20 protein-coding genes are annotated in these 16,898 nt (G+C 65.1%); 10 read left to right on the plus strand and 10 right to left on the minus strand.

Annotated features, from left to right (window positions below):
• Window positions 1–159: 159 nt before the first annotated feature.
• Window positions 160–888 carry a glutathione S-transferase family protein gene (locus AABA84_RS26210; RefSeq protein ID WP_212245695.1) on the minus strand — a complete coding sequence of 243 codons (729 nt, stop codon included), beginning with the start codon at window positions 886–888 and terminating at the stop codon, window positions 160–162.
• Window positions 889–926: 38 nt separating this feature from the next.
• Window positions 927–1,187, minus strand: a complete 261-nt coding sequence (locus tag AABA84_RS26215; protein ID WP_018321420.1) for a hypothetical protein — start codon at window positions 1,185–1,187, stop codon at window positions 927–929.
• 112 nt (window positions 1,188–1,299) lie between these two features.
• Here AABA84_RS26215 and AABA84_RS26220 point away from each other — a divergent pair, with 112 nt between their 5' ends.
• Together AABA84_RS26220 and AABA84_RS26225 are read left to right on the plus strand one after the other, a co-directional pair.
• Window positions 1,300–1,998, plus strand: coding sequence for a helix-turn-helix transcriptional regulator (locus AABA84_RS26220; RefSeq protein WP_094892883.1), 699 nt, complete (start codon window positions 1,300–1,302; stop codon window positions 1,996–1,998).
• Between the two features lie 16 nt (window positions 1,999–2,014).
• A complete protein-coding gene (locus AABA84_RS26225) occupies window positions 2,015–2,338 on the plus strand; it encodes a YkgJ family cysteine cluster protein (RefSeq protein ID WP_212245697.1) in 324 nt (107 codons plus the stop codon).
• Here AABA84_RS26225 and AABA84_RS26230 read toward each other — a convergent pair.
• Window positions 2,335–2,733 carry a hypothetical protein gene (locus tag AABA84_RS26230; protein WP_212245699.1) on the minus strand — a complete coding sequence of 133 codons (399 nt, stop codon included), beginning with the start codon at window positions 2,731–2,733 and terminating at the stop codon, window positions 2,335–2,337. The two genes, AABA84_RS26225 and AABA84_RS26230, sit on opposite strands and share 4 nt — an antisense overlap.
• A 273-nt stretch (window positions 2,734–3,006) precedes the next feature.
• Window positions 3,007–3,354 carry a DUF3307 domain-containing protein gene (locus tag AABA84_RS26235; RefSeq protein ID WP_049801962.1) on the minus strand — a complete coding sequence of 116 codons (348 nt, stop codon included), beginning with the start codon at window positions 3,352–3,354 and terminating at the stop codon, window positions 3,007–3,009.
• Between the two features lie 417 nt (window positions 3,355–3,771).
• Between AABA84_RS26235 and AABA84_RS26240 the strand changes: the two genes are divergently transcribed.
• The 4 genes from AABA84_RS26240 (at window position 3,772) to AABA84_RS26255 (ending at window position 7,836) form a co-directional block, all read left to right on the plus strand.
• Window positions 3,772–5,217, plus strand: a complete 1,446-nt coding sequence (locus tag AABA84_RS26240) for a TAXI family TRAP transporter solute-binding subunit (protein ID WP_338305693.1) — start codon at window positions 3,772–3,774, stop codon at window positions 5,215–5,217.
• A 348-nt stretch (window positions 5,218–5,565) separates the two neighbouring features.
• The gene (locus AABA84_RS26245) at window positions 5,566–5,784 is read left to right on the plus strand and encodes a hypothetical protein (RefSeq protein ID WP_338305695.1); all 219 of its coding nucleotides are present in this window, start codon (window positions 5,566–5,568) and stop codon (window positions 5,782–5,784) included.
• Window positions 5,785–5,932: 148 nt separating this feature from the next.
• The gene (locus tag AABA84_RS26250) at window positions 5,933–7,039 is read left to right on the plus strand and encodes a cyclic nucleotide-gated ion channel (RefSeq protein WP_212245705.1); all 1,107 of its coding nucleotides are present in this window, start codon (window positions 5,933–5,935) and stop codon (window positions 7,037–7,039) included.
• 11 nt (window positions 7,040–7,050) lie between these two features.
• Entirely contained in the window at window positions 7,051–7,836 is a 786-nt protein-coding gene (locus AABA84_RS26255) for an enoyl-CoA hydratase/isomerase family protein (protein ID WP_338305696.1), read from the plus strand.
• Here AABA84_RS26255 and AABA84_RS26260 read toward each other — a convergent pair whose 3' ends face one another.
• Window positions 7,837–8,271 carry a DUF6157 family protein gene (locus AABA84_RS26260; protein ID WP_212245708.1) on the minus strand — a complete coding sequence of 145 codons (435 nt, stop codon included), beginning with the start codon at window positions 8,269–8,271 and terminating at the stop codon, window positions 7,837–7,839.
• Between the two features lie 17 nt (window positions 8,272–8,288).
• On the minus strand, window positions 8,289–8,933 hold the full coding sequence (locus AABA84_RS26265; RefSeq protein WP_338313615.1) for a glutathione S-transferase family protein: 645 nt from the start codon (window positions 8,931–8,933) through the stop codon (window positions 8,289–8,291).
• Window positions 8,934–9,020: 87 nt separating this feature from the next.
• Here AABA84_RS26265 and AABA84_RS26270 point away from each other — a divergent pair, with 87 nt between their 5' ends.
• Window positions 9,021–10,001, plus strand: a complete 981-nt coding sequence (locus AABA84_RS26270; RefSeq protein WP_338313616.1) for a helix-turn-helix transcriptional regulator — start codon at window positions 9,021–9,023, stop codon at window positions 9,999–10,001.
• A gap of 138 nt (window positions 10,002–10,139) precedes the next feature.
• Window positions 10,140–10,382: a hypothetical protein gene (locus AABA84_RS26275; protein ID WP_338313617.1), complete on the plus strand. Its 243-nt coding sequence runs from the start codon at window positions 10,140–10,142 to the stop codon at window positions 10,380–10,382.
• A 56-nt stretch (window positions 10,383–10,438) separates the two neighbouring features.
• Here AABA84_RS26275 and AABA84_RS26280 read toward each other — a convergent pair whose 3' ends face one another.
• The 3 genes from AABA84_RS26280 to AABA84_RS26290 form a co-directional block, all read right to left on the minus strand.
• On the minus strand, window positions 10,439–11,386 hold the full coding sequence (locus AABA84_RS26280) for a fatty acid desaturase (RefSeq protein ID WP_338313618.1): 948 nt from the start codon (window positions 11,384–11,386) through the stop codon (window positions 10,439–10,441).
• A 15-nt stretch (window positions 11,387–11,401) separates the two neighbouring features.
• Window positions 11,402–12,412 carry an alpha/beta fold hydrolase gene (locus tag AABA84_RS26285; protein ID WP_338313619.1) on the minus strand — a complete coding sequence of 337 codons (1,011 nt, stop codon included), beginning with the start codon at window positions 12,410–12,412 and terminating at the stop codon, window positions 11,402–11,404.
• A gap of 158 nt (window positions 12,413–12,570) precedes the next feature.
• Complete coding sequence (locus AABA84_RS26290; protein ID WP_338313620.1) at window positions 12,571–13,374, minus strand: MBL fold metallo-hydrolase; 804 nt, start codon at window positions 13,372–13,374, stop codon at window positions 12,571–12,573.
• Window positions 13,375–13,543: 169 nt separating this feature from the next.
• Between AABA84_RS26290 and AABA84_RS26295 the strand changes: the two genes are divergently transcribed.
• Window positions 13,544–14,746 carry an MFS transporter gene (locus AABA84_RS26295; RefSeq protein WP_338305703.1) on the plus strand — a complete coding sequence of 401 codons (1,203 nt, stop codon included), beginning with the start codon at window positions 13,544–13,546 and terminating at the stop codon, window positions 14,744–14,746.
• On the plus strand, window positions 14,710–15,891 hold the full coding sequence (locus AABA84_RS26300) for an AraC family transcriptional regulator (protein ID WP_338305704.1): 1,182 nt from the start codon (window positions 14,710–14,712) through the stop codon (window positions 15,889–15,891). Before AABA84_RS26295 ends, AABA84_RS26300 begins: the two co-directional genes overlap by 37 nt.
• On the opposite strand, the gene AABA84_RS26305 is transcribed toward AABA84_RS26300, so the two are convergent.
• Window positions 15,888–16,895, minus strand: a complete 1,008-nt coding sequence (locus tag AABA84_RS26305) for a zinc-dependent alcohol dehydrogenase family protein (protein ID WP_338313621.1) — start codon at window positions 16,893–16,895, stop codon at window positions 15,888–15,890. The two genes, AABA84_RS26300 and AABA84_RS26305, sit on opposite strands and share 4 nt — an antisense overlap.
• Window positions 16,896–16,898 lie beyond the last annotated feature (3 nt).

Below are 16,898 nucleotides of genomic sequence, written 5' to 3' on the forward strand. Positions count from 1 at the left end.
GGGGTGCCACACGGGGATTCTTTCCGTCGCGCGCCTACCTCGCCGCATCATCAACAACCAGCACCTTTTCCTGGGCTACCCCCCTCCCTAGCCCTCCCCCACAAGGGGGGAGGGAACGCACCTTGGTCGGGGCGCTGGACGGGTCTCATTCACCAGGCCTCACGCCGCCTGCCGCAGCGGGGTCCAGGCGAATTCCGGGTAGTAATTGTCCATCATCCGATCGACATAGGCGGTGAGGTTCGGAAAGCCCTCGGCGCGCTCGCGCAGGGCCGATTCGAAGAACGGCGAGAGAATGCCGGCGAGCATACCGAAGGCGGTGGCGTCGACGCCGCAGGGCCTGTTGCCCATCAGATAGGACTTGTCGCCGAGCTGCACCGAGAGCGCAAACAGCGAGCGCACGGCAAGCTCGACATCGTCATCGGGCCCATGTCGGCCGAGGCCCGAGAGCAGATAGTTCTCGGCGACGCGGAATTGCGCATCCTCGCGCAGTTTCTCGCGGTTGTGCTCCGGTGCGCCGTCGAAGAAATGCGCAGGCCCCTTGGCGAAATTGACCGGATCGACCCAGCGCGCACCGACCAGCCCCCAATAGACATGGTGCTCGATCATCCGTTCGAACGCCCAGGCCTGCGCGCGGTCGGTCAGCGACAGCCCGGCATCGAAATCGAAGCCGTAGCGGCGCTCGATATGGGCGCGGATGAAGGTGGAATCGGCCACCGCCTCTCCGCCGTCGTCGATGAAGGGCAGCTGCCCCTTCGGCGAGGCCGGCGGCATCGCCCGCTCCTTCCGGTAGGGCAATCCCGCCATCTTGAGCTGCACCTCCGTCTTGGTGACGAAGGGGCTGATTTCCGGCAGGCCGAAACCGGTGCCAAATCCGTAGAGCGTGATCATGAAAGCTTCTCCTGAACCACCGAAAGAGTTGACGGAACCTAGTGCCGGGCTGCTGCCACCATGGTGGCAGCAGCCGTGATATCTTCTGCGAAACGGGCCCCCCGCCAGGCACGGCCCATCACATGGCGGACCAGCGCGTCCGCAGCCTGGATCAGCGGGCGTGCCACCACGCTCGCAAGGGCAAACCGGAGGTCGACGGCCATGAGATCGAGCGAAACGAGGCGGCCGAACGCCGATGCGGACCACGCCTGTGCCCGCAACATCGGAATAGCCGGGCCGAAATGGGTCGGAATGATCATGGACAAATCCTCTTCAGTCGATGTGTTGTCCCGGTATAGAACCTCCCTGCTGCCAACATCCTGTCAGCAGCAGCGCGCCGCTTTCTGAAAAGATCACCGACAAGGGACCAGCATGAGACGCGCCGACCGGCTGTTTCAAATCATCCAGGTGCTGAGGCGCACGCGTAAGCCGCTGACGGCGGACGCCATCGCGGCCGAGCTCGAGACCTCGAAGCGAACGATCTATCGCGACATCGCGACGCTAATCGGCCAGCGCGTGCCGATCCGCGGTGAAGCCGGCATGGGCTACATCCTGGAAAAGGGATTTGATCTCCCGCCCTTGATGCTCACGCCCGACGAGATCGAGGCGGCGGTGCTGGGCGCACAATGGGTCGCCGGCCATGCCGATTCGGCACTGGCACGCGCGGCCGAGGATCTGATGGCCAAGATCGCCGACACCGTGCCTGAGCGCCTGCGTCCCTTCGTGCTGGAGCCGGCGAGCCGGGCACGGCCGAGCTGGAACAGGGAGCCGGACCGCCTGGACATGGTCCGCACGCGCACCCAGATCCACGAAGGCAAGAAGATCATGCTGCGCTATCGCGACGAGCAGGGCCGCGCCAGCGAGCGCATGATCTGGCCGATCTCGGTCGGCTATCTCGAAGCCGTGCGCCTGCTGGCGGCCTGGTGCGAGCTGCGCGGCGACTTCCGCAGCTTCCGCACCGACCGCGTGGTCGATGCCAATTATCTCGACGAGAGATATCCGGAGCGGCGCGACGTGCTGCGCGCGAAATGGCGGCAGAGCCTGGTCTGGGGCCCGCCGAAGGACACCTGAGGGATACGTGACGAGGATGGAAGAGAACTCCCCCATCGATCCGTCGAGCTGTTGCCAGAGTTGCGGCGCCTGCTGCGGCTATTCGGCCAACTGGCCGCGCTTCTCGATCGAGAGCGACGAAGAGCTTGCCGCGATTCCGGAGGCGCTGGTCAACGACCGTCAATCCGGCATGCGTTGCGAGGGCGATCGCTGCTCGGCCTTGCAGGGCGAGATCGGAAAAGCGACCGCATGCGGCATCTATGCGGTGCGGCCGGAGGTGTGCCGCACCTGCATGCCGGGCGATGCCGAATGCGCGATGGCGCGGCGGAAGTTCGGGTTACCCGTGATCGCCAGCGTTTAGGCGGGAACGGCTTCGCTGATTTCGTCGTCGATCTCGTCGTCCAGCGGTGCGAGCACCGACAACGGCTTGGTCGACAGCGTGATCGGCTTGCGACCGCCCGACAGCGACGGCGAGGATTTCGCCGTGCCCGCGCGCGACAGCGCGTAGAGCGTCGAGCCGACTCGGCCGCCGTTCTCGATCAGGTCACGCTCCTTGCAGCTCCCTGCGATCGCGACCGCCAGCGAGTGCAGATGGCTGCGGCGATAGCAGAACAGCGCCAACCTGGCGCGCGCGTCAGGGGAAACACTCTCAACCAGCCTCGGCAGGCCACTCTCGCTGGCGCGATACATCTCGCCGAGGAGCTCGTCGCGAACCGGGCAGAAATCGCTCTCAAAAGTGTCGCGGCTTGAAAACATTGCAGTTCTCCCTCGTGTGGGAAGATGCAGCGCAATTCTCTAATGAAAGGTTAACCACGCTGCCCGGTAGTCACCCGGGGTGCTTGCGCCCTCGCCGCGAATCGGAGGCGCCGGCGGGCAACTTTCTCTGGCCATCCTTCGAGGCGCCCGCCTTTGGCGGGTCCCCAGGATGAGGCTTTGGTTTGCGGCGAAATGCCAGACCCTCATGGTGAGGAGTGCCGCCTTACGGCGCATCTCGAACCATGCAGGCCGAGCAGCCAGCCGTGGCTACCCTCAGTTCGCCGCCATGAAGATGGAGAGGCCGAAGCCGGTGAGATGATGCAGCGCCTGGTCGACGCCGATCAGGGTCCAGAACCAGGGATGCGCGAGGTCGACGCCGAAATTGGCCGAGACCAGCCCCTTGGCGCGGTCGATCGTGATGTGGATCACGAAGTCGATGAAGGCCACGAACCAGAATTTCGGCGCCACGATCAGGATCAGCGGCAGCGCAACCGCAAGGTGAATCAGGCAATGCACCAGAAGCGGCAGGGCCCAGCCGTGCTTCTGGTCCTTGCCATGCGCCATCCAGGCGGTCTGAAGGACGAAATCGGCGATGATGTGCTTGAAGGTGAGCAGCAACATCCAGCCAATGAGCGCTTCGACCGGAACCGCCGATGACATGGGTGGAAACGACAAAGCCGACGCCCTCGTTGAGGTGACAAGAAAAACTGGAGCGTTCAGCGCAACTTCTTCTTGGACCGGTCAAATCGCCGGGACCTCTGATTTATGACACCTCCCGCGGCGGAATGCAGCCGGGAGGAACCGGAAAATCGCCAACTGTGGCTAACCGGTGATAGGATGAACTTTCGCCGCGGTCGCGTGGAGTAAGGTTACCCTCGGCTCGAAATTTGCATTCCGGTCCCGGCGCGCTATCATTGCCGGCCCAAAATATCGTTCTTTTTTCAGACGTTTAGGAATTGCAGGGCGCCCGCCGCGATCACGTCCGCGAGCCGTCCGTCACCCGAGAAATAAGGCCAGAGTGCTGCCATGAGTACTGATATGAGTACTGAAGGCCCCACCGCATCCCCGATTGAGCCGCCGCCGCGGCGCCCCAAGGTGATCAAGACCAATCAGCAGCAGGTCTTCCTCTACGTCGTGCTGACCCTGCTGCTGTCGCTCGCCACCGTCTGGGGTGGCCGCGCCATGCTGCACAATTCGGAGACGCTGATCTTTGCCGTCGGCGCTCCCAACAGCGACGAGGCGTTGTTCGCCGCCAAGCTCGCCACCCTGCTGAAGAGCAACGCCTCGCGCTTCCGGATCAAGATCGTCAACAACGCGGACAACGCGAAGGCGGTCGCGCAATTCGACCGCAAGCAGGCGGACCTTGCCGTGCTGCGCACCGACGCCAGGGTGCCGCTGCGGGCGCGCACGCTCGCGATCCTCGAGCACGATCTCGTGCTTCTGCTCGGTCCCGGCAACAAGAAGATCAAGTCGATCGCCGAGCTGAAGAAAAAGAAGGTCGCGGTCGTCGCCGAGAACGAATCCTCCCTCGCCTTCGTCCGCAACATCCTCGACATCCCCGACGGTCCGGACGCCGCGAAGATCCAGATGGCGCCGCAGGGCACGACGCTCGACAAGCTGTTTGGGCCGTCAAACGGCTTTGGCGCAGTGATCGCCATCGTTCATGCCTCCAGGGCGGTACGCGACAAGGCCTATGAGCAGGTCGCCAAGCGCGGCGGCTTCACGCTCAACGCGATCGACGAGGCCAAGGCGCTGGCGCGCAAACTCCCGGGCATTTCCAGCGAGACGCTGACGGCAGGCACGCTGTCGACCTCGCCGCAAATTCCCGACGATGACCTCGACACGATCGGGCTCGAATGGCTGCTGGTCGCGCAATCCAGGATGTCGGCATCCGCGGCGGGCGAGCTGGCACGCACCATCTACGAGAACAAATCCGCGCTCGGGCTCGACAACGGCTTTGCCAGCAGAATTGAGCCGGCCTCGACCGAGAAGGACGCCTTCGTGATGGCGCACCAGGGGGCGGCCGACTACATCAACGACGACACCAAATCGTTCATGGATAAGTACAGCGACCTGATGTATCTGGGCGCCGCCGCGCTCAGCGTCATCGGCTCGATCTTCGCGGCGATCTACGCCAAGATCACCCGCATCGCGCCGGAGAAGGCCAGCGAGCTCTCCACGGCGATCCTCGACATCGGCGAGCGGATCGAGCACGCCCACTCTCTGGACCAGCTCGAATGTCTCCAGGACGAGCTGGAGGGCATCCTGCGCGGCGCCGTCATCGGCCTCAGGGACGGTACGATCAGTACCGACGGGCTCGACACCTTCAAGCTCGGCTACGAATTCGTCCGCGACGAGATCGGCATGCGCCGCGACTATCTGAAACGCCATGCCGGCGAAACCGAGAAGACGGTGCAGGGCGGCGGCCCTGCCCAGCACGACGACACCAACGTCGTGGTGGTGAAGACCGCCCAGAGTGCCTGAGCGAGCGCCGGTTGGGCCGGCACCACTCTCGTGTCCCAGACAAGCTGCAACGCCAAAAGGCGTTGCAGCGCAGAGCCGGGACCCGGGAGATGAGCATGCGCTGCTGAATGGGCCCCGGCTCTGCAGCGCATCACTACGTGTTGCGCTGCGTCCGGGACACGAGAGTGAGGTCGTGACGTCGTCTCAAAGAGGAGACGCGCGCGACCGCCGCCGAAATGCATAGGCAACAGGCCCTGCCGCAAGGCTGGGATCCGCGACAGTCCCTCCCGCCCGATCAATGACGGTCGGCCGTCTGGAACTGCCGCGATCTGCAACCGTTGGTTCGCAACTACAACCGGAGACCGCAGCATGCGTGCACTCCTCATCATCCTCCTACTGGGAATGCTGGCGGCGGCCGGCTACTTCGCCTATTCCGCAATGGCGGTCGAAGGTGAGCCGATCCCGACGGAAGGCTATGTGGCGCTGGCACTGGGCGCGGGGTTTTCCATCATTGTCGGCGTCGGGCTGATGGTGCTGCTGTTCTTCAGCAGCCGCCGCGGCTACGATGAGCCGCCGCATTTCAGGTAGCCTCCCCGCCGGCAACGGCCGTGCCGATCCGCGGACTCGGTGCAGCGGCGCCGTTGACGCTGCCTGCTGCCGTCGCCCGTCGTTGACGGCCTCCGTTCGGGCAGGCACCTTGGCGCCGACCGATCTCAAGACCGAGCCACCTTCTCGCATGTCCAAGCCGCTGATTACCGCTTTGGCCCAGTTTGCGGCCGCCACGGCCGGCCGCAACATGACCAAGGTGGCCTATGTCGCGGTGACCGCCGGCGTGCTCAGCATGGTCCTGCTGACCGACAAGCGGGCCCACGAGGCGCACAATTGGGTCAGCGGCCTGCTCTGGACCTGTCTCGCCTATTTCGTGTTCGAATGGCTGGTCCGGCTGCGCCACATGGCGCGGCAGGGGCGGCTGTCGCTCTACATGTCCTCCTCCGCCGGGCTGGTCGATGCGATCGGGGCGCTGGCCGTGCCGGTCGCGCTTCTCCTTGGCGCCGAGCCGAAGACGGCCTGGCTGCTCAGCGTGCTCTGGGTGCTGAAGGTGGTGCCGGGCATCCCCGGCCTGAGGCAGCTTCGCCGCGTGCTGGTGCTGGAATCGGGCCCGCTGCTCAGCGTGCTCGTGATCTTTCTGATGGTGGTCTTCCTCGCCTCCGTCGCCGAATATTTCCTGGAGCGGGACGTGCAGCCGCAGACCTTCGGCAGCGTGCCTGCGGCGCTGTGGTGGGCCGTCGTCACACTCACGACCACCGGCTACGGCGACGTCGTGCCGGTCACCCCGCTCGGCCGCATCGTGGCGGCCGCGGTGATGATCTCCGGCCTCGGCGTGTTCGGCCTCTGGACCGGTATTCTGGCGACCGGATTTGCCGCCGAGACGCGGCGCGACAATTTCCTCAAGACCTGGGAGTCCGTCAGCAAGGTGCCGTTCTTCGCGGCCCTCGGGCCCTCTGCGATTGCCGACGTCACCCACATGCTGCGGACCATGGAGCTGCCGGCGCGCACCCTGGTCATCCGCAAGGGGGCGCAGGGCGACTGCATGTATTTCATCGCCGCCGGCGAGGTCGAGGTCGACCTGCCCGGCAAGAAGGTGCAGCTCGGCGAAGGCGCCTTCTTCGGCGAGATGGCGCTGCTCGGCAACAACATGCGCGGGGCCAATGTCTCGACCACGAAAGTGTCGCGGCTTCTGGTGCTCGACCTCGTCGACTTCCGCGTGCTGATGGCACGGCATCCCGATCTCGCCGAGACCATCGACGCCGAGGCGAAACGGCGCGCGCTCGAAAACAGATAAAGGAGACAAGAATGTCGGACATCACCGACGCAGCCACCGGCCCCGTGCTCGACCGCGACGGCGCCCGCGCCACCATCCGCCTCAACCGGCCGAAGCACCTCAACCGGCTCCAGGCCGAGGACCTCGACGAACTCGTCAGACTGTTCGACCTGGTCGAGGCAAATCCCGAGATCCGCGTGCTGGTGCTGACCGGCACCGGACGCGCCTTCTCCGCCGGCTACGACCTCAACTCGGTTGCCGAGCGCGCCGTCAGCGCCAGCGAGCAGCAGAGCGCGGGCTCTGCGTTCGAGGTGGTCGTCAACCGGCTGGAGGATCTCGGCGTGCCGACGATCTGCCGGCTCAACGGCGGCGTCTATGGCGGCTCGACCGACCTCGCGCTCGCCTGCGATTTCCGCATCGGCGTCGACACCGCCGAGATGTTCATGCCGGCGGCGCGGCTCGGGCTGCATTATTACAGGAGCGGCATCAAACGCTACGTCACCCGGCTCGGCGTCGACAATGCGAAAAAACTGTTCCTGACGGCGCAGAAGATCAGTGCGCCGGAGATGCTGCGCATCGGCTACCTCACCGCCATGGTGGCGGTGGAATTTCTGGACGAGGAGGTCGACCAGCTCGCCAACATCCTCGCCGGCAACGCGCCGCAGGCGATGCGCGGCATGAAGCGAGCGATCAACGAATTCGCCCGCGGCGAGCTCGATGACCACGCCGCCGACCAGCGCCACCGCGACAGCATGCGCGGCGACGAGATCAAGGAAGGCATCAAGGCGTTCGCGGAGAAGCGAGCGCCGCGGTTTTGATCACCCCCGCTTCGACCGCATCGCGCGCACCTGCGTGAGCTTGGGATCGCGCACGAACGCCTGGTAACGCTTGCTTTCGACGGCGTAGATCGCGATCCGTCCCTCGCCATCGGCATGAACGCCCCAGCCGAAGCGCTTGCCGAGGCTTGACGCCCTCATGCACGCCTGCCCCCGGGAGAAGAACGCTTCACGCGCCGCATGCTTCTCCGCCTTCGTCGCCTTCGCATCGAGCTCGCGTCCCGGCGCAGACGTCGCGAAGATCACGTCATCGGAGGTGTATTTGTAGGGCGACTTCGCGATCATAGCATATTGCAGGCACGCGACCGTCGGCTTTCCCGCGCGCAGCGGCGGCTGCTCCCCAACCCGCGCGGGACAGTCTTCGGCAACCCGGATGAAGGTATGGAAGCAGTTGGTCGTGTGCATCGGCTTCGTCATCTGCAGCCCCGGATCATTCAACCACCAATAGCCGCGGCATGCTGCGCCGCCATCTCCTCGTCCGCCGAATTGATGCGCTGGAATGCCGGCCGCGCGGTCATGCGCTCGGCATAGCGGACGAACACGTCCTTCTTCGGCACGATGCCGAACATCATGGTCCAGTTGAACGCCACCCCCCACAGCACATCCGCGGCCGTCATCCGCTCGCCGAGCAGATACGGCCCCCTCGACAGCTGCGCTTCCAGCGCGCCGAGCATGGTGTCGTAGTCGGCATAGGGTGACTGCGTGATCGGCGCCGGCTCGCGCTGCATGAACTTGTCGATCAGCGCCGGCTCGAACGACGAGCCGTAATAGGCGATCCAGCGCAGGTAAGGTCCGCGCAGCGGATCGTTCAGCGCGGGCGTCAGACCGGCCTGCGGGAAGAGATCGGCAAGATAGATAGTGATCGCGACCTGCTCGGTCACCAGGGCACCGCCGTGGCTGATCGCCGGGACCTTGCCGAGCGGATTGATGGCGAGATAAGCGGGCTGGCGCTGCTCGCCGGCCTTCATGTTGAGGACATGGAGATCATAGGGCGCGCCCAGCTCCTCCAGCAGCACCCGCGTGCCGGTGGCGCGGCTTTGCGGCGAGTAATACAGCGTGATGCGGTTCGGATCGGTCATGGCAGGTCTCCATCTGGCCAGCGGGCGGTGGCGCAGCTTGTAGCGGGTCATACCTGACATCCTGTGTCAGGTATGGTTTAAGCAATCATGCGCGCGAGTCGAATGTTGTCGATCCTCACCACCCTCCAGGCCAGGGGGCAGGTCTCCGCGCCGGAGCTCGCGGAGGCCTGCGAGGTCTCGGTGCGCACGATCTATCGCGACATTGACGCACTCGCGGCGTCCGGCGTTCCCGTTTACGCCGACCGCGGCGCGGAGGGCGGCTATCGGCTGCTCGACGGCTATCGCGTGCGGCTAAACGGCCTGTCGCAGAGCGAGGCCGAGACGCTGTTCCTGGCGGGCTTGCCGGGCCCGGCGGCGGCGCTCGGGCTGGACGCAGCAATGATCGCCGCGCAGAACAAGCTGATGGCGGCGCTGCCCGTCCATCTGCGCCAGGATGCCAGCCGGATGCAGGAGCGCTTTCATCTGGACGCGCCGGGCTGGTTCGGCGAGGCCGAGGAGCCGAAGCATCTGCGCATGATTGCCGGCGCGGTGCTGCGCGGGACGCTGATCAAGATCCGCTACCAGAGCTGGCGCGCGGAGAAGCAGCGTCGCCTCGCGCCGCTCGGCCTCGTGCTGAAGGGCGGGAGCTGGTATTTCGCCGGCCAGGTCGACGCCAGCGTGCGCACCTATCGCGTCGCGCGCGTGCTCGACTGCACAGCGCTCGACGACGGCTTCGATCGTCCCGCCGATTTCGATCTCGCCGCCTATTGGCAGGCCGCGACGCTGCGCCTCGAAGCCGAGATGCATCCCAATGTCGCGATCGTCCGGTTGTCGCCGTTCGGCGTCAAGTTGCTCGACGCGCTGAGCCAGCCCTACGTCAAGGCGCGCACGCAGGTTGAGGAGACCGCTGATGCGGATGGCTGGCGCATTGCCCGCGTGCCCGTCGGCAAGACATCCTGGCACGCCGCGGCCGAATTGTTGCGGCTCGGCCCCGAGGCCGAGGTGCTGGAGCCCGCCGACCTCCGCGACAAGATGGCGGAGCTGACGCAGGCGATGGCCGCGCGCTATCGCGCGGCGCGGAAAACATGAGGCCGGCATATTTCGCCGCAGCCCACGAAACACTCCTGAAACACGATTCTCCTCATCCCCCGTGAACGCGTTCGCGTCTCGGCCCGACCGAGATGCAGGGACACAACAACGGCCTTAGCGCCACACTGGAGAATGAAGATGTTTCGTAAGCTTGCTCTCGGTCTGATCGCCGCCGGTTCGCTCGGCGTTGCCGCTCTCGCGCCCACCGCCGCCTCGGCTGGCGGCTTCTATCCGCATCATCACTGGGGTCACGGTTGGGGCTACGGCGGCGGCATCTACCTCAACACCGGCGTCGGCAATTGCTACCAGGAGCGCCTCGTTCGGACCCGTCACGGCATGCGCGTGCGCGTCGTGAATGTCTGCGCCTACGGGATCTACTGATATCTCGCCTTCCAAACAAAGCTCCGGTCGCGCTGCGGCCGGAGCTTTGCGTTTGGTCAACGGCTCCTCAGATTCCGGCGAAACCAGGCCCAGGTTTCGCGCGTCGTATGGATGTAGCCACGGCCGCGATAAACGATCTCGCCGTCGACGATCTCGTTCAGCTTCGGCAGCGCGTGAAACGGGATGGAGGGATAGGCGTGGTGCTCGACGTGGTAGGGCATGTTCCACGCAAACCATTTGACCACCGCAGCGGTATAGGTGGTGCGGGTGTTCTGAAAAGCGCTGCGGGTGCGCTCGCAGCCGGTATGCTCGGCATAGAGATAGGGCCGCAGGAACAACTGCCCGACGGCAAGCGGGACGAGCCAGACCCAAAGCAGCAGCGCTGACGAAAACCACAGCGAGAGCGCGAGCAGCAGGGCATAGACCGCGACATAGACACGCGCCTCTCTCACGATGACGGCGCGCTTGTTTTCGGGGATCCAGGCCACGGTGACCTTTCCGGTGATGGCATGGCCAAGCATCAGCCGAAGACGGCCGGCGACCTGGAGCAGGCCGCTATAGGCGATCGCGAGCTGCGTGTCGGATGTCGGCTTCACGCCGACGATCAGCTCGGGATCCTTGTCCGGATCCTGGGTGTAGCGGTGGTGGTCCCAGTGAAACAGGCAGTAATATTCGTAAGGCAATCCGATCAGGAAGGCCGAGAGATAACCGACGACGAGATTGAGGCTGCGGCTCCTGAACGCGGTCTTGTGCGCGGTCTCGTGCACCGCCATGAACAGGAAGGCGACGACATAGCCCTGCACCGCCATCAGCGGCAGCGCCCAGAGCACGCCCCAAATCGACGAGATCTTCCAGATCAGCGCGCCCACCAGCACGATCACGCCATAATGGCCAAGGCTCTGCGCTGCGCCTCTGAGATTGGAGCGGACCGACAATTCGCGCAGCATGGCCGGCGTCAACGGCTTCAGGCGGTGGCCGGACTCTGAAACAGTTGCGTCAGTCATGATCGGATGCCTGTGTCACTTGCCGAGAAGGGCTGCGATCTCGGCCCTGATGAAGGCCTGGTCGCGCGGATTGCCGACGGGGTTGCCGGCGCGATGGCCGTGCAGCGACGGGATCGGATGCAGCACCGCCGATTTCGCGTTCACCAGCCGGCCGAGCTCGTCCTCGTTGTCGCGGACATCGAAATAACGGTCGGTCGCGCCGGGCATCAGCAGCATGTGGGCCTTGATCGCCGCCAGCGCGCGATCGAAATCGCCTGCGAAGGTCGCGCAGCGGCTGATGTCGCCATTCTGCCAGATGCCGATCTGCGCCAGGAGATCATTGGCGTCGCGCCGGGCAAAGGTCGCGTCCCAGACGCGGACGAGATAATCCTCCAGCGAGGTGAAGCCGGCCTCGCGCCAGAGCTCTTCGCGATAGAAGCCGTGCGACATCGCCCAGCCGGCATAGACGCGCCCCATGGCGCGATAGCCGGCGACGGGCTTGTCGGCGAAGCGGCCGTCGCGGAAGGCAGGATCGGCGGTCAGCGCGGCCCTCACGCTCTCCAGGAAGACGTGGTTGTAGGGTGCGCAGCGAGCGCTGCCGCAGACTACGGCTGCACGCTCGACCATGTCAGGGTGCAGCGCCGCCCAGTGATAGGCCTGCATGCCGCCCATCGACCAGCCATAGACGAGGGCCAGCCTCGAAACGCCGAAACGTTCGGTGAGAAGGCGATGCTGGACCGCGATCGCATCGTGATAGGTCACCTCGGGAAACGGCGCTGCGGTATTCGACGGCGAGGACGACAGGCCGTTGCCGAACAGGTTCGGGATGACGATGAAGTAGCGCGTGGGGTCGAGCACGCCGTCCGGGCCGATCAGCCACTCGGTGTCAAAATGCTGCGCGCTGAACGAGGTCGGATAGAGGACGACGTTGTCCTTGGCCGGGCTCAGCGTGCCATAGGTCTTGTAGGCGAGCTTCAGCGAAGGGAATACGGTCCCGGACTGGAGGGTGACGTCGCCGGCCTCGAAGATCTCGTAGTGCGCCGTCATGAACCGAACTCCCGCTCGCAGCCACAGACTACGCCGCGGACGCGGCGATGCATCGATCATGCCGGGCCCCGCGGACGCGCCGTTGCGCCACAGCAATTAACTGTACTTTTAGTACAGTTATTTGACGCCGGCAAGATAAATCAGATCAGCTCGCCGGCTCAGGCGATGGCGGCGACGTATCGCTCCACCGACGCCGCGAAGGCGGCCTTGGCGCCGCTAGCAATGTTGCGGCCCCACCAGGCGCCATAGATGCGATCGAACGCGAGCGGCTCGACGGCAGCCGCGATCCGCCGTACCGCGGCTGCATTGAGCGGCATGTAGTTCGGGTAGGAGTACATGAAGCTGACGAAGCGGCGGTCCATCGTCACCTGGGCGATGTCGCCGGTGAGCAGCGCGCCCCTGCCGTCCGCACTGCGCGCCGAGTGCAGCATGGTGGCGCCGGCGAAATGACCGCCGGTGCGGAGCAGCAGCACATCGTCGGAGATGCGGTGGCTTTCACCGGTCCAGTGCACGATCGAAGGATGCGGCCGCGTGACGAAGGCGCGATCGTCGGCATGCAGATAGACCGGCACGCCGCCAAAGGTATCGCTCCAGTCGGCGGCCGCGCCGTAGTAGTGCGGATGCGAGATCGCGATCGCCTTCAGTCCGCCGAGCGCTGCGACGTATTGGATGGCGTCGTCGGTTGCGAGCGGGATGCAATCCCACATCACGCAGCCGTCGCCCTGAGGCACCAGCAGCGCGCGCTGCCCGATGGCGAAGCTCGGCTCCAGGCTGATCCCAGTGAGGCCAAGATCGTCGCGTCCCACCAGTCGGTGCCCCTGCATGAGCTGCTCGCGCGTGAGAAACGTCTGCCCTTTCCAGTTCACGAACTGCCGCTCGTCCTCGCAGATCACGCAGGAGGCGGGTGGATTTCCGCCGTTCGGAAATTGCGCGCCGCAGGTTTCGCAGGTCCAGAAAGGCATGACCAGAGCTCCGTGAGAAGATCGCAGGATGACATCGCGAGCGAGCTTTCAGCAAGGTCGATGAGCGGGGTGACTGGAACCAACGTGACGAGCGCCCGTTACGTTCAGATCAACGCCAGAACGGTTGGCCAAAGGGATCGCGACGCACGAACAGCATGCTTGGGTATCGATGACATCGCGGCTTCCCTCCTCGTCCCGTATCTGGCCTCTATTTGCGCTCAACTTCTTCATGGCCGACATGCAGTCGGGCATCGGGCCGTTCGTCGGGGTCTTCCTCCAGGAGCGCGGCTGGGCAACCGGGCTGATCGGCACCGCAATGACGATCGGCAATGTCGCGGGCATGCTGGTCACGACGCCGATCGGCGGCTTCATCGATTCCAGCCGCAACAAGCGGCTATGGGTCGTCATTCCCGGCATCTGTGTGGTTCTCGCCTCCGCGATCATCCTGATCTCGCAAGACTTCTGGGCGGTGACGTTCTCGCAAGTCGCGCAATCGCTGGCGAGCGCCGCCATCGTGCCGGCGGTCACCGGCATCACGCTCGGCATCGCCAAGCAGAAGGGCTTCAATGCACTCAACGGCCGCAACCAGGCCTTCAACCACGCCGGCAACATGGTGGGCGCGGCATTGTCTGGCTATCTCGGCTACAGATTCGGCTATGTCGCCGTGTTCGTGCTGGCGGCCGTGTTCGGCGCCATCGCGATCGCCTGCGTGCTGATGATCCCCGCCAAGGCGATCGACGATCTCGCCTCACGCGGCAGCAAGGAGGACGACTCCAAGGCTCCGCCGGATGCGATGACGATGCTGCTCAAGCACAAGGCGCTGCTCGTGCTGGCACTCGCGCTCGCGCTGTTCCACCTCGGCAATGCCGCCATCGTACCGCTCTACGGACTTGCGGCGGTGGCCGAGGGACAGGCCAACGGCCCCAGCTTCGTCGCGACCACCGTGGTGATCGCGCAAGGCGTCATGGTCGTGACGTCGCTGATCGCGATGAAGGCGGCGAGCAAGCGCAATTACTGGCCGGTGATCCTGGTGTCCTTCATGTTCCTGCCCATCCGCGGCGTGCTCGCCTTCTTCGTCACGGGATGGTGGGGCGTCGTGCCGATGCAGGTTCTCGACGGCATCGGCACCGGACTGCAGACGGTTGCCGTCCCCGGTATGGTGGCGCGCTCGCTCAACGGCACCGGCCGCATCAATCTCGGCCAGGGCGCCGTGATCACGGTGCAGGGCATCGGCGCCAGCCTCAGTCCCGCGCTCGGAGGCTGGATCGCGCAATGGATCGGCTACGGGCCGACTTTCCTGCTGCTCGGTGGCTTCGGGCTCGCATCGATGGCGCTGTGGCTGACATTCGGCACGGCTGTGAAGAAATACTGAGGTCCACCACCCCCAGCGCCACGGGGCGAATTGCCGTTGCAATCCGCACACACGGGGACTGCGGCACCTGGTCGCGGTCTCTGCGCGCCGTTGCGAGTGGCTTATCGCGCAATCCGGCGCTTTTGCCATTGCGGCGCACCAGCCTGACGATACAACCTGCCGTAAACCGCCAACAAGCCTGCCCTTCCCGATCGATGATCCAGCCTCAACTCTCATTCGACGGCGACCCGAATGGCCCGGCCTATGAAAGATGGCGCGAGCAGTTTTGCCGTCAGGTGGCCAACGTCGATTTCGTGCCGGTCGGAGAAGGGCGCGTCCATCGAACCATTGCGCCGGCGATTCTTCCCCGTATCAGGCTCTCGGCCTCGTTCGGCTCGCCGATGTCTTTCGTATCGTTGGGGACGAACGACGAATTGGTGATTACGATGTCGCCCAATTCGGCGCTCAGCGGGGCCATGGGAAAACGCCCGCTGGAGATCGCCGCGGGCGACGTCACGATCGGCGATCCCTCGATCAGGGGCGCCCACATCACTCAGACAGGGTTTGGCAATTTCCAGACTGCGCTGCTGCCGCGCAAGGCGCTGCTGCGGGCGTGCCCGAATGCCGAGGACCTGATTGCACGCTCGATCCCCGGCGCCAATCCGGTCACGTCGATGTTCCTGCGCTATTATGATCTCGCACATGAGTATGCCGACAAGCTCGGTCCCGCGGAGTTGGACGCGGTCTCGCAGCACCTGTTCGACCTTTCGGTGCTGATGATCGGAGCGCGCGGCGATGTCGCCGAACAAGCCCGGATGCGCGGCCTGGCGGCAGCGCGTCTCGAAACCCTCAAGTCCGACATCCTGGCGCAGCTCGACAGCCCTGCGCTGTCGCTCACCCTCCTTTCAGCCGCGCACCGGGTCAGCCCGCGCACGATCCAGCTGCTGTTCGAGCAGGCGGGCATCACCTATAGCGGCTTCGTGCTGGAGCAGCGCCTGCTGCGTGCCGAACGCCTGCTTCGAAATCCGAGCCTGCGCACGCGCAAGATCATCGAGATCGCGCATCTCGCCGGTTTCCACGACGTCTCCTACTTCCATCGCGCGTTTCGCCGCCGCTTCGGACAAACGCCGGACGATGTCAGGAAGCTGGCCGGCGACGCCGGCTAGCGAAACTCGACCACGATCTTGCCGAAATGGCCGCCCTGCTGCATCAGGCGCAACGCGTCCGGCACGGCATCGAAGCTGAATACGCGATCAATCACCGGCTTCATGCCATTGCGTTCGATCGCGGCCGTCATGCCCTCGAACATGCGGCGGCTGCCGACGGAGAGGCCGATGACGTGCAGGTTCTTGGCGAACAGGCTCGGGATCGCGATCTGCTGCGAGAAGCCCGTGAGCACGCCGATCACCAGGATGGTGCCACCGACGTGCGCAGCCTCGAGCGATTGCGCAAAAGTATCTTTGCCGCCGACTTCGACGATGTGGTCGATGCCTCCGCCGCTCCACTCCGCTGCGGCCTTGCCCCATTCCGGCACTGAACGATAGTTGATGGTGTGGTCAGCGCCGAGCGCGCTAGCGCGTTCAAGCTTCTCGTCGCTCGACGAGGTCACGATCACGCTGGCACCGGCAAGCTTTGCGAATTGCAGCGCGAAGATCGAGACGCCGCCGGTGCCCTGCACCAGCACGGTATCGCCGGGCTTCACTTTTGCCTCTTCGAACAGCGCACGCCAGGCGGTAAGCCCAGCGCAGGGTAGCGTCGCAGCCTCTCGGAACGACAGATGCGAGGGCATGCGGCTGACACCCTCGGCGTCGAGCAACATGACCTCCTGCAGCACGCCGGGCCGCGTGCCGCCGAGCGCGTAGCGGCGGCTGGCCGCCGAGACCTTTCCGTCGATCCAGGACTGGAAGAACATCGGACAGACGCGATCACCGGTCGCCAAGCGCGTGACGCCCTCGCCGATGGAGACCACCTCGCCCGCACCGTCCGAGAACGGGATCAGCGGCAATCTCGTGACGCCGCCCTTGCCCTGCACGGTGAGCAGATCCCGATAGTTGAGCGATGCCGCGTTCATCCGCACCGTGACCTGACCCGGTCCGGGCGTAGGCTCCGGCAGATCGGCCAGCTCCATTCCCTCAATCGACCAGTCGCGCGCGACCTGCCAGGCTTTCATGGG

Origin of the sequence: Bradyrhizobium sp. TM239 (genome assembly GCF_036247985.1) — a bacterium.
GTDB classification, from domain to species: Bacteria; Pseudomonadota; Alphaproteobacteria; order Rhizobiales; family Xanthobacteraceae; genus Bradyrhizobium; species Bradyrhizobium ottawaense.

Bases quoted from the DNA above. Each gene is read 5' to 3' on its own strand.
- AABA84_RS26210 (WP_212245695.1), bottom strand. From the start codon at position 888: ATGATCACGCTCTACGGATTTGGCACCGGTTTCGGCCTGCCGGAAATC.
- AABA84_RS26215 (WP_018321420.1), bottom strand. From the start codon at position 1,187: ATGATCATTCCGACCCATTTCGGCCCGGCTATTCCGATGTTGCGGGCA.
- AABA84_RS26220 (WP_094892883.1), top strand. From the start codon at position 1,300: ATGAGACGCGCCGACCGGCTGTTTCAAATCATCCAGGTGCTGAGGCGC.
- AABA84_RS26225 (WP_212245697.1), top strand. From the start codon at position 2,015: ATGGAAGAGAACTCCCCCATCGATCCGTCGAGCTGTTGCCAGAGTTGC.
- AABA84_RS26230 (WP_212245699.1), bottom strand. From the start codon at position 2,733: ATGTTTTCAAGCCGCGACACTTTTGAGAGCGATTTCTGCCCGGTTCGC.
- AABA84_RS26235 (WP_049801962.1), bottom strand. From the start codon at position 3,354: ATGTTGCTGCTCACCTTCAAGCACATCATCGCCGATTTCGTCCTTCAG.
- AABA84_RS26240 (WP_338305693.1), top strand. From the start codon at position 3,772: ATGAGTACTGAAGGCCCCACCGCATCCCCGATTGAGCCGCCGCCGCGG.
- AABA84_RS26245 (WP_338305695.1), top strand. From the start codon at position 5,566: ATGCGTGCACTCCTCATCATCCTCCTACTGGGAATGCTGGCGGCGGCC.
- AABA84_RS26250 (WP_212245705.1), top strand. From the start codon at position 5,933: ATGTCCAAGCCGCTGATTACCGCTTTGGCCCAGTTTGCGGCCGCCACG.
- AABA84_RS26255 (WP_338305696.1), top strand. From the start codon at position 7,051: ATGTCGGACATCACCGACGCAGCCACCGGCCCCGTGCTCGACCGCGAC.
- AABA84_RS26260 (WP_212245708.1), bottom strand. From the start codon at position 8,271: ATGACGAAGCCGATGCACACGACCAACTGCTTCCATACCTTCATCCGG.
- AABA84_RS26265 (WP_338313615.1), bottom strand. From the start codon at position 8,933: ATGACCGATCCGAACCGCATCACGCTGTATTACTCGCCGCAAAGCCGC.
- AABA84_RS26270 (WP_338313616.1), top strand. From the start codon at position 9,021: ATGCGCGCGAGTCGAATGTTGTCGATCCTCACCACCCTCCAGGCCAGG.
- AABA84_RS26275 (WP_338313617.1), top strand. From the start codon at position 10,140: ATGTTTCGTAAGCTTGCTCTCGGTCTGATCGCCGCCGGTTCGCTCGGC.
- AABA84_RS26280 (WP_338313618.1), bottom strand. From the start codon at position 11,386: ATGACTGACGCAACTGTTTCAGAGTCCGGCCACCGCCTGAAGCCGTTG.
- AABA84_RS26285 (WP_338313619.1), bottom strand. From the start codon at position 12,412: ATGACGGCGCACTACGAGATCTTCGAGGCCGGCGACGTCACCCTCCAG.
- AABA84_RS26290 (WP_338313620.1), bottom strand. From the start codon at position 13,374: ATGCCTTTCTGGACCTGCGAAACCTGCGGCGCGCAATTTCCGAACGGC.
- AABA84_RS26295 (WP_338305703.1), top strand. From the start codon at position 13,544: ATGACATCGCGGCTTCCCTCCTCGTCCCGTATCTGGCCTCTATTTGCG.
- AABA84_RS26305 (WP_338313621.1), bottom strand. From the start codon at position 16,895: ATGAAAGCCTGGCAGGTCGCGCGCGACTGGTCGATTGAGGGAATGGAG.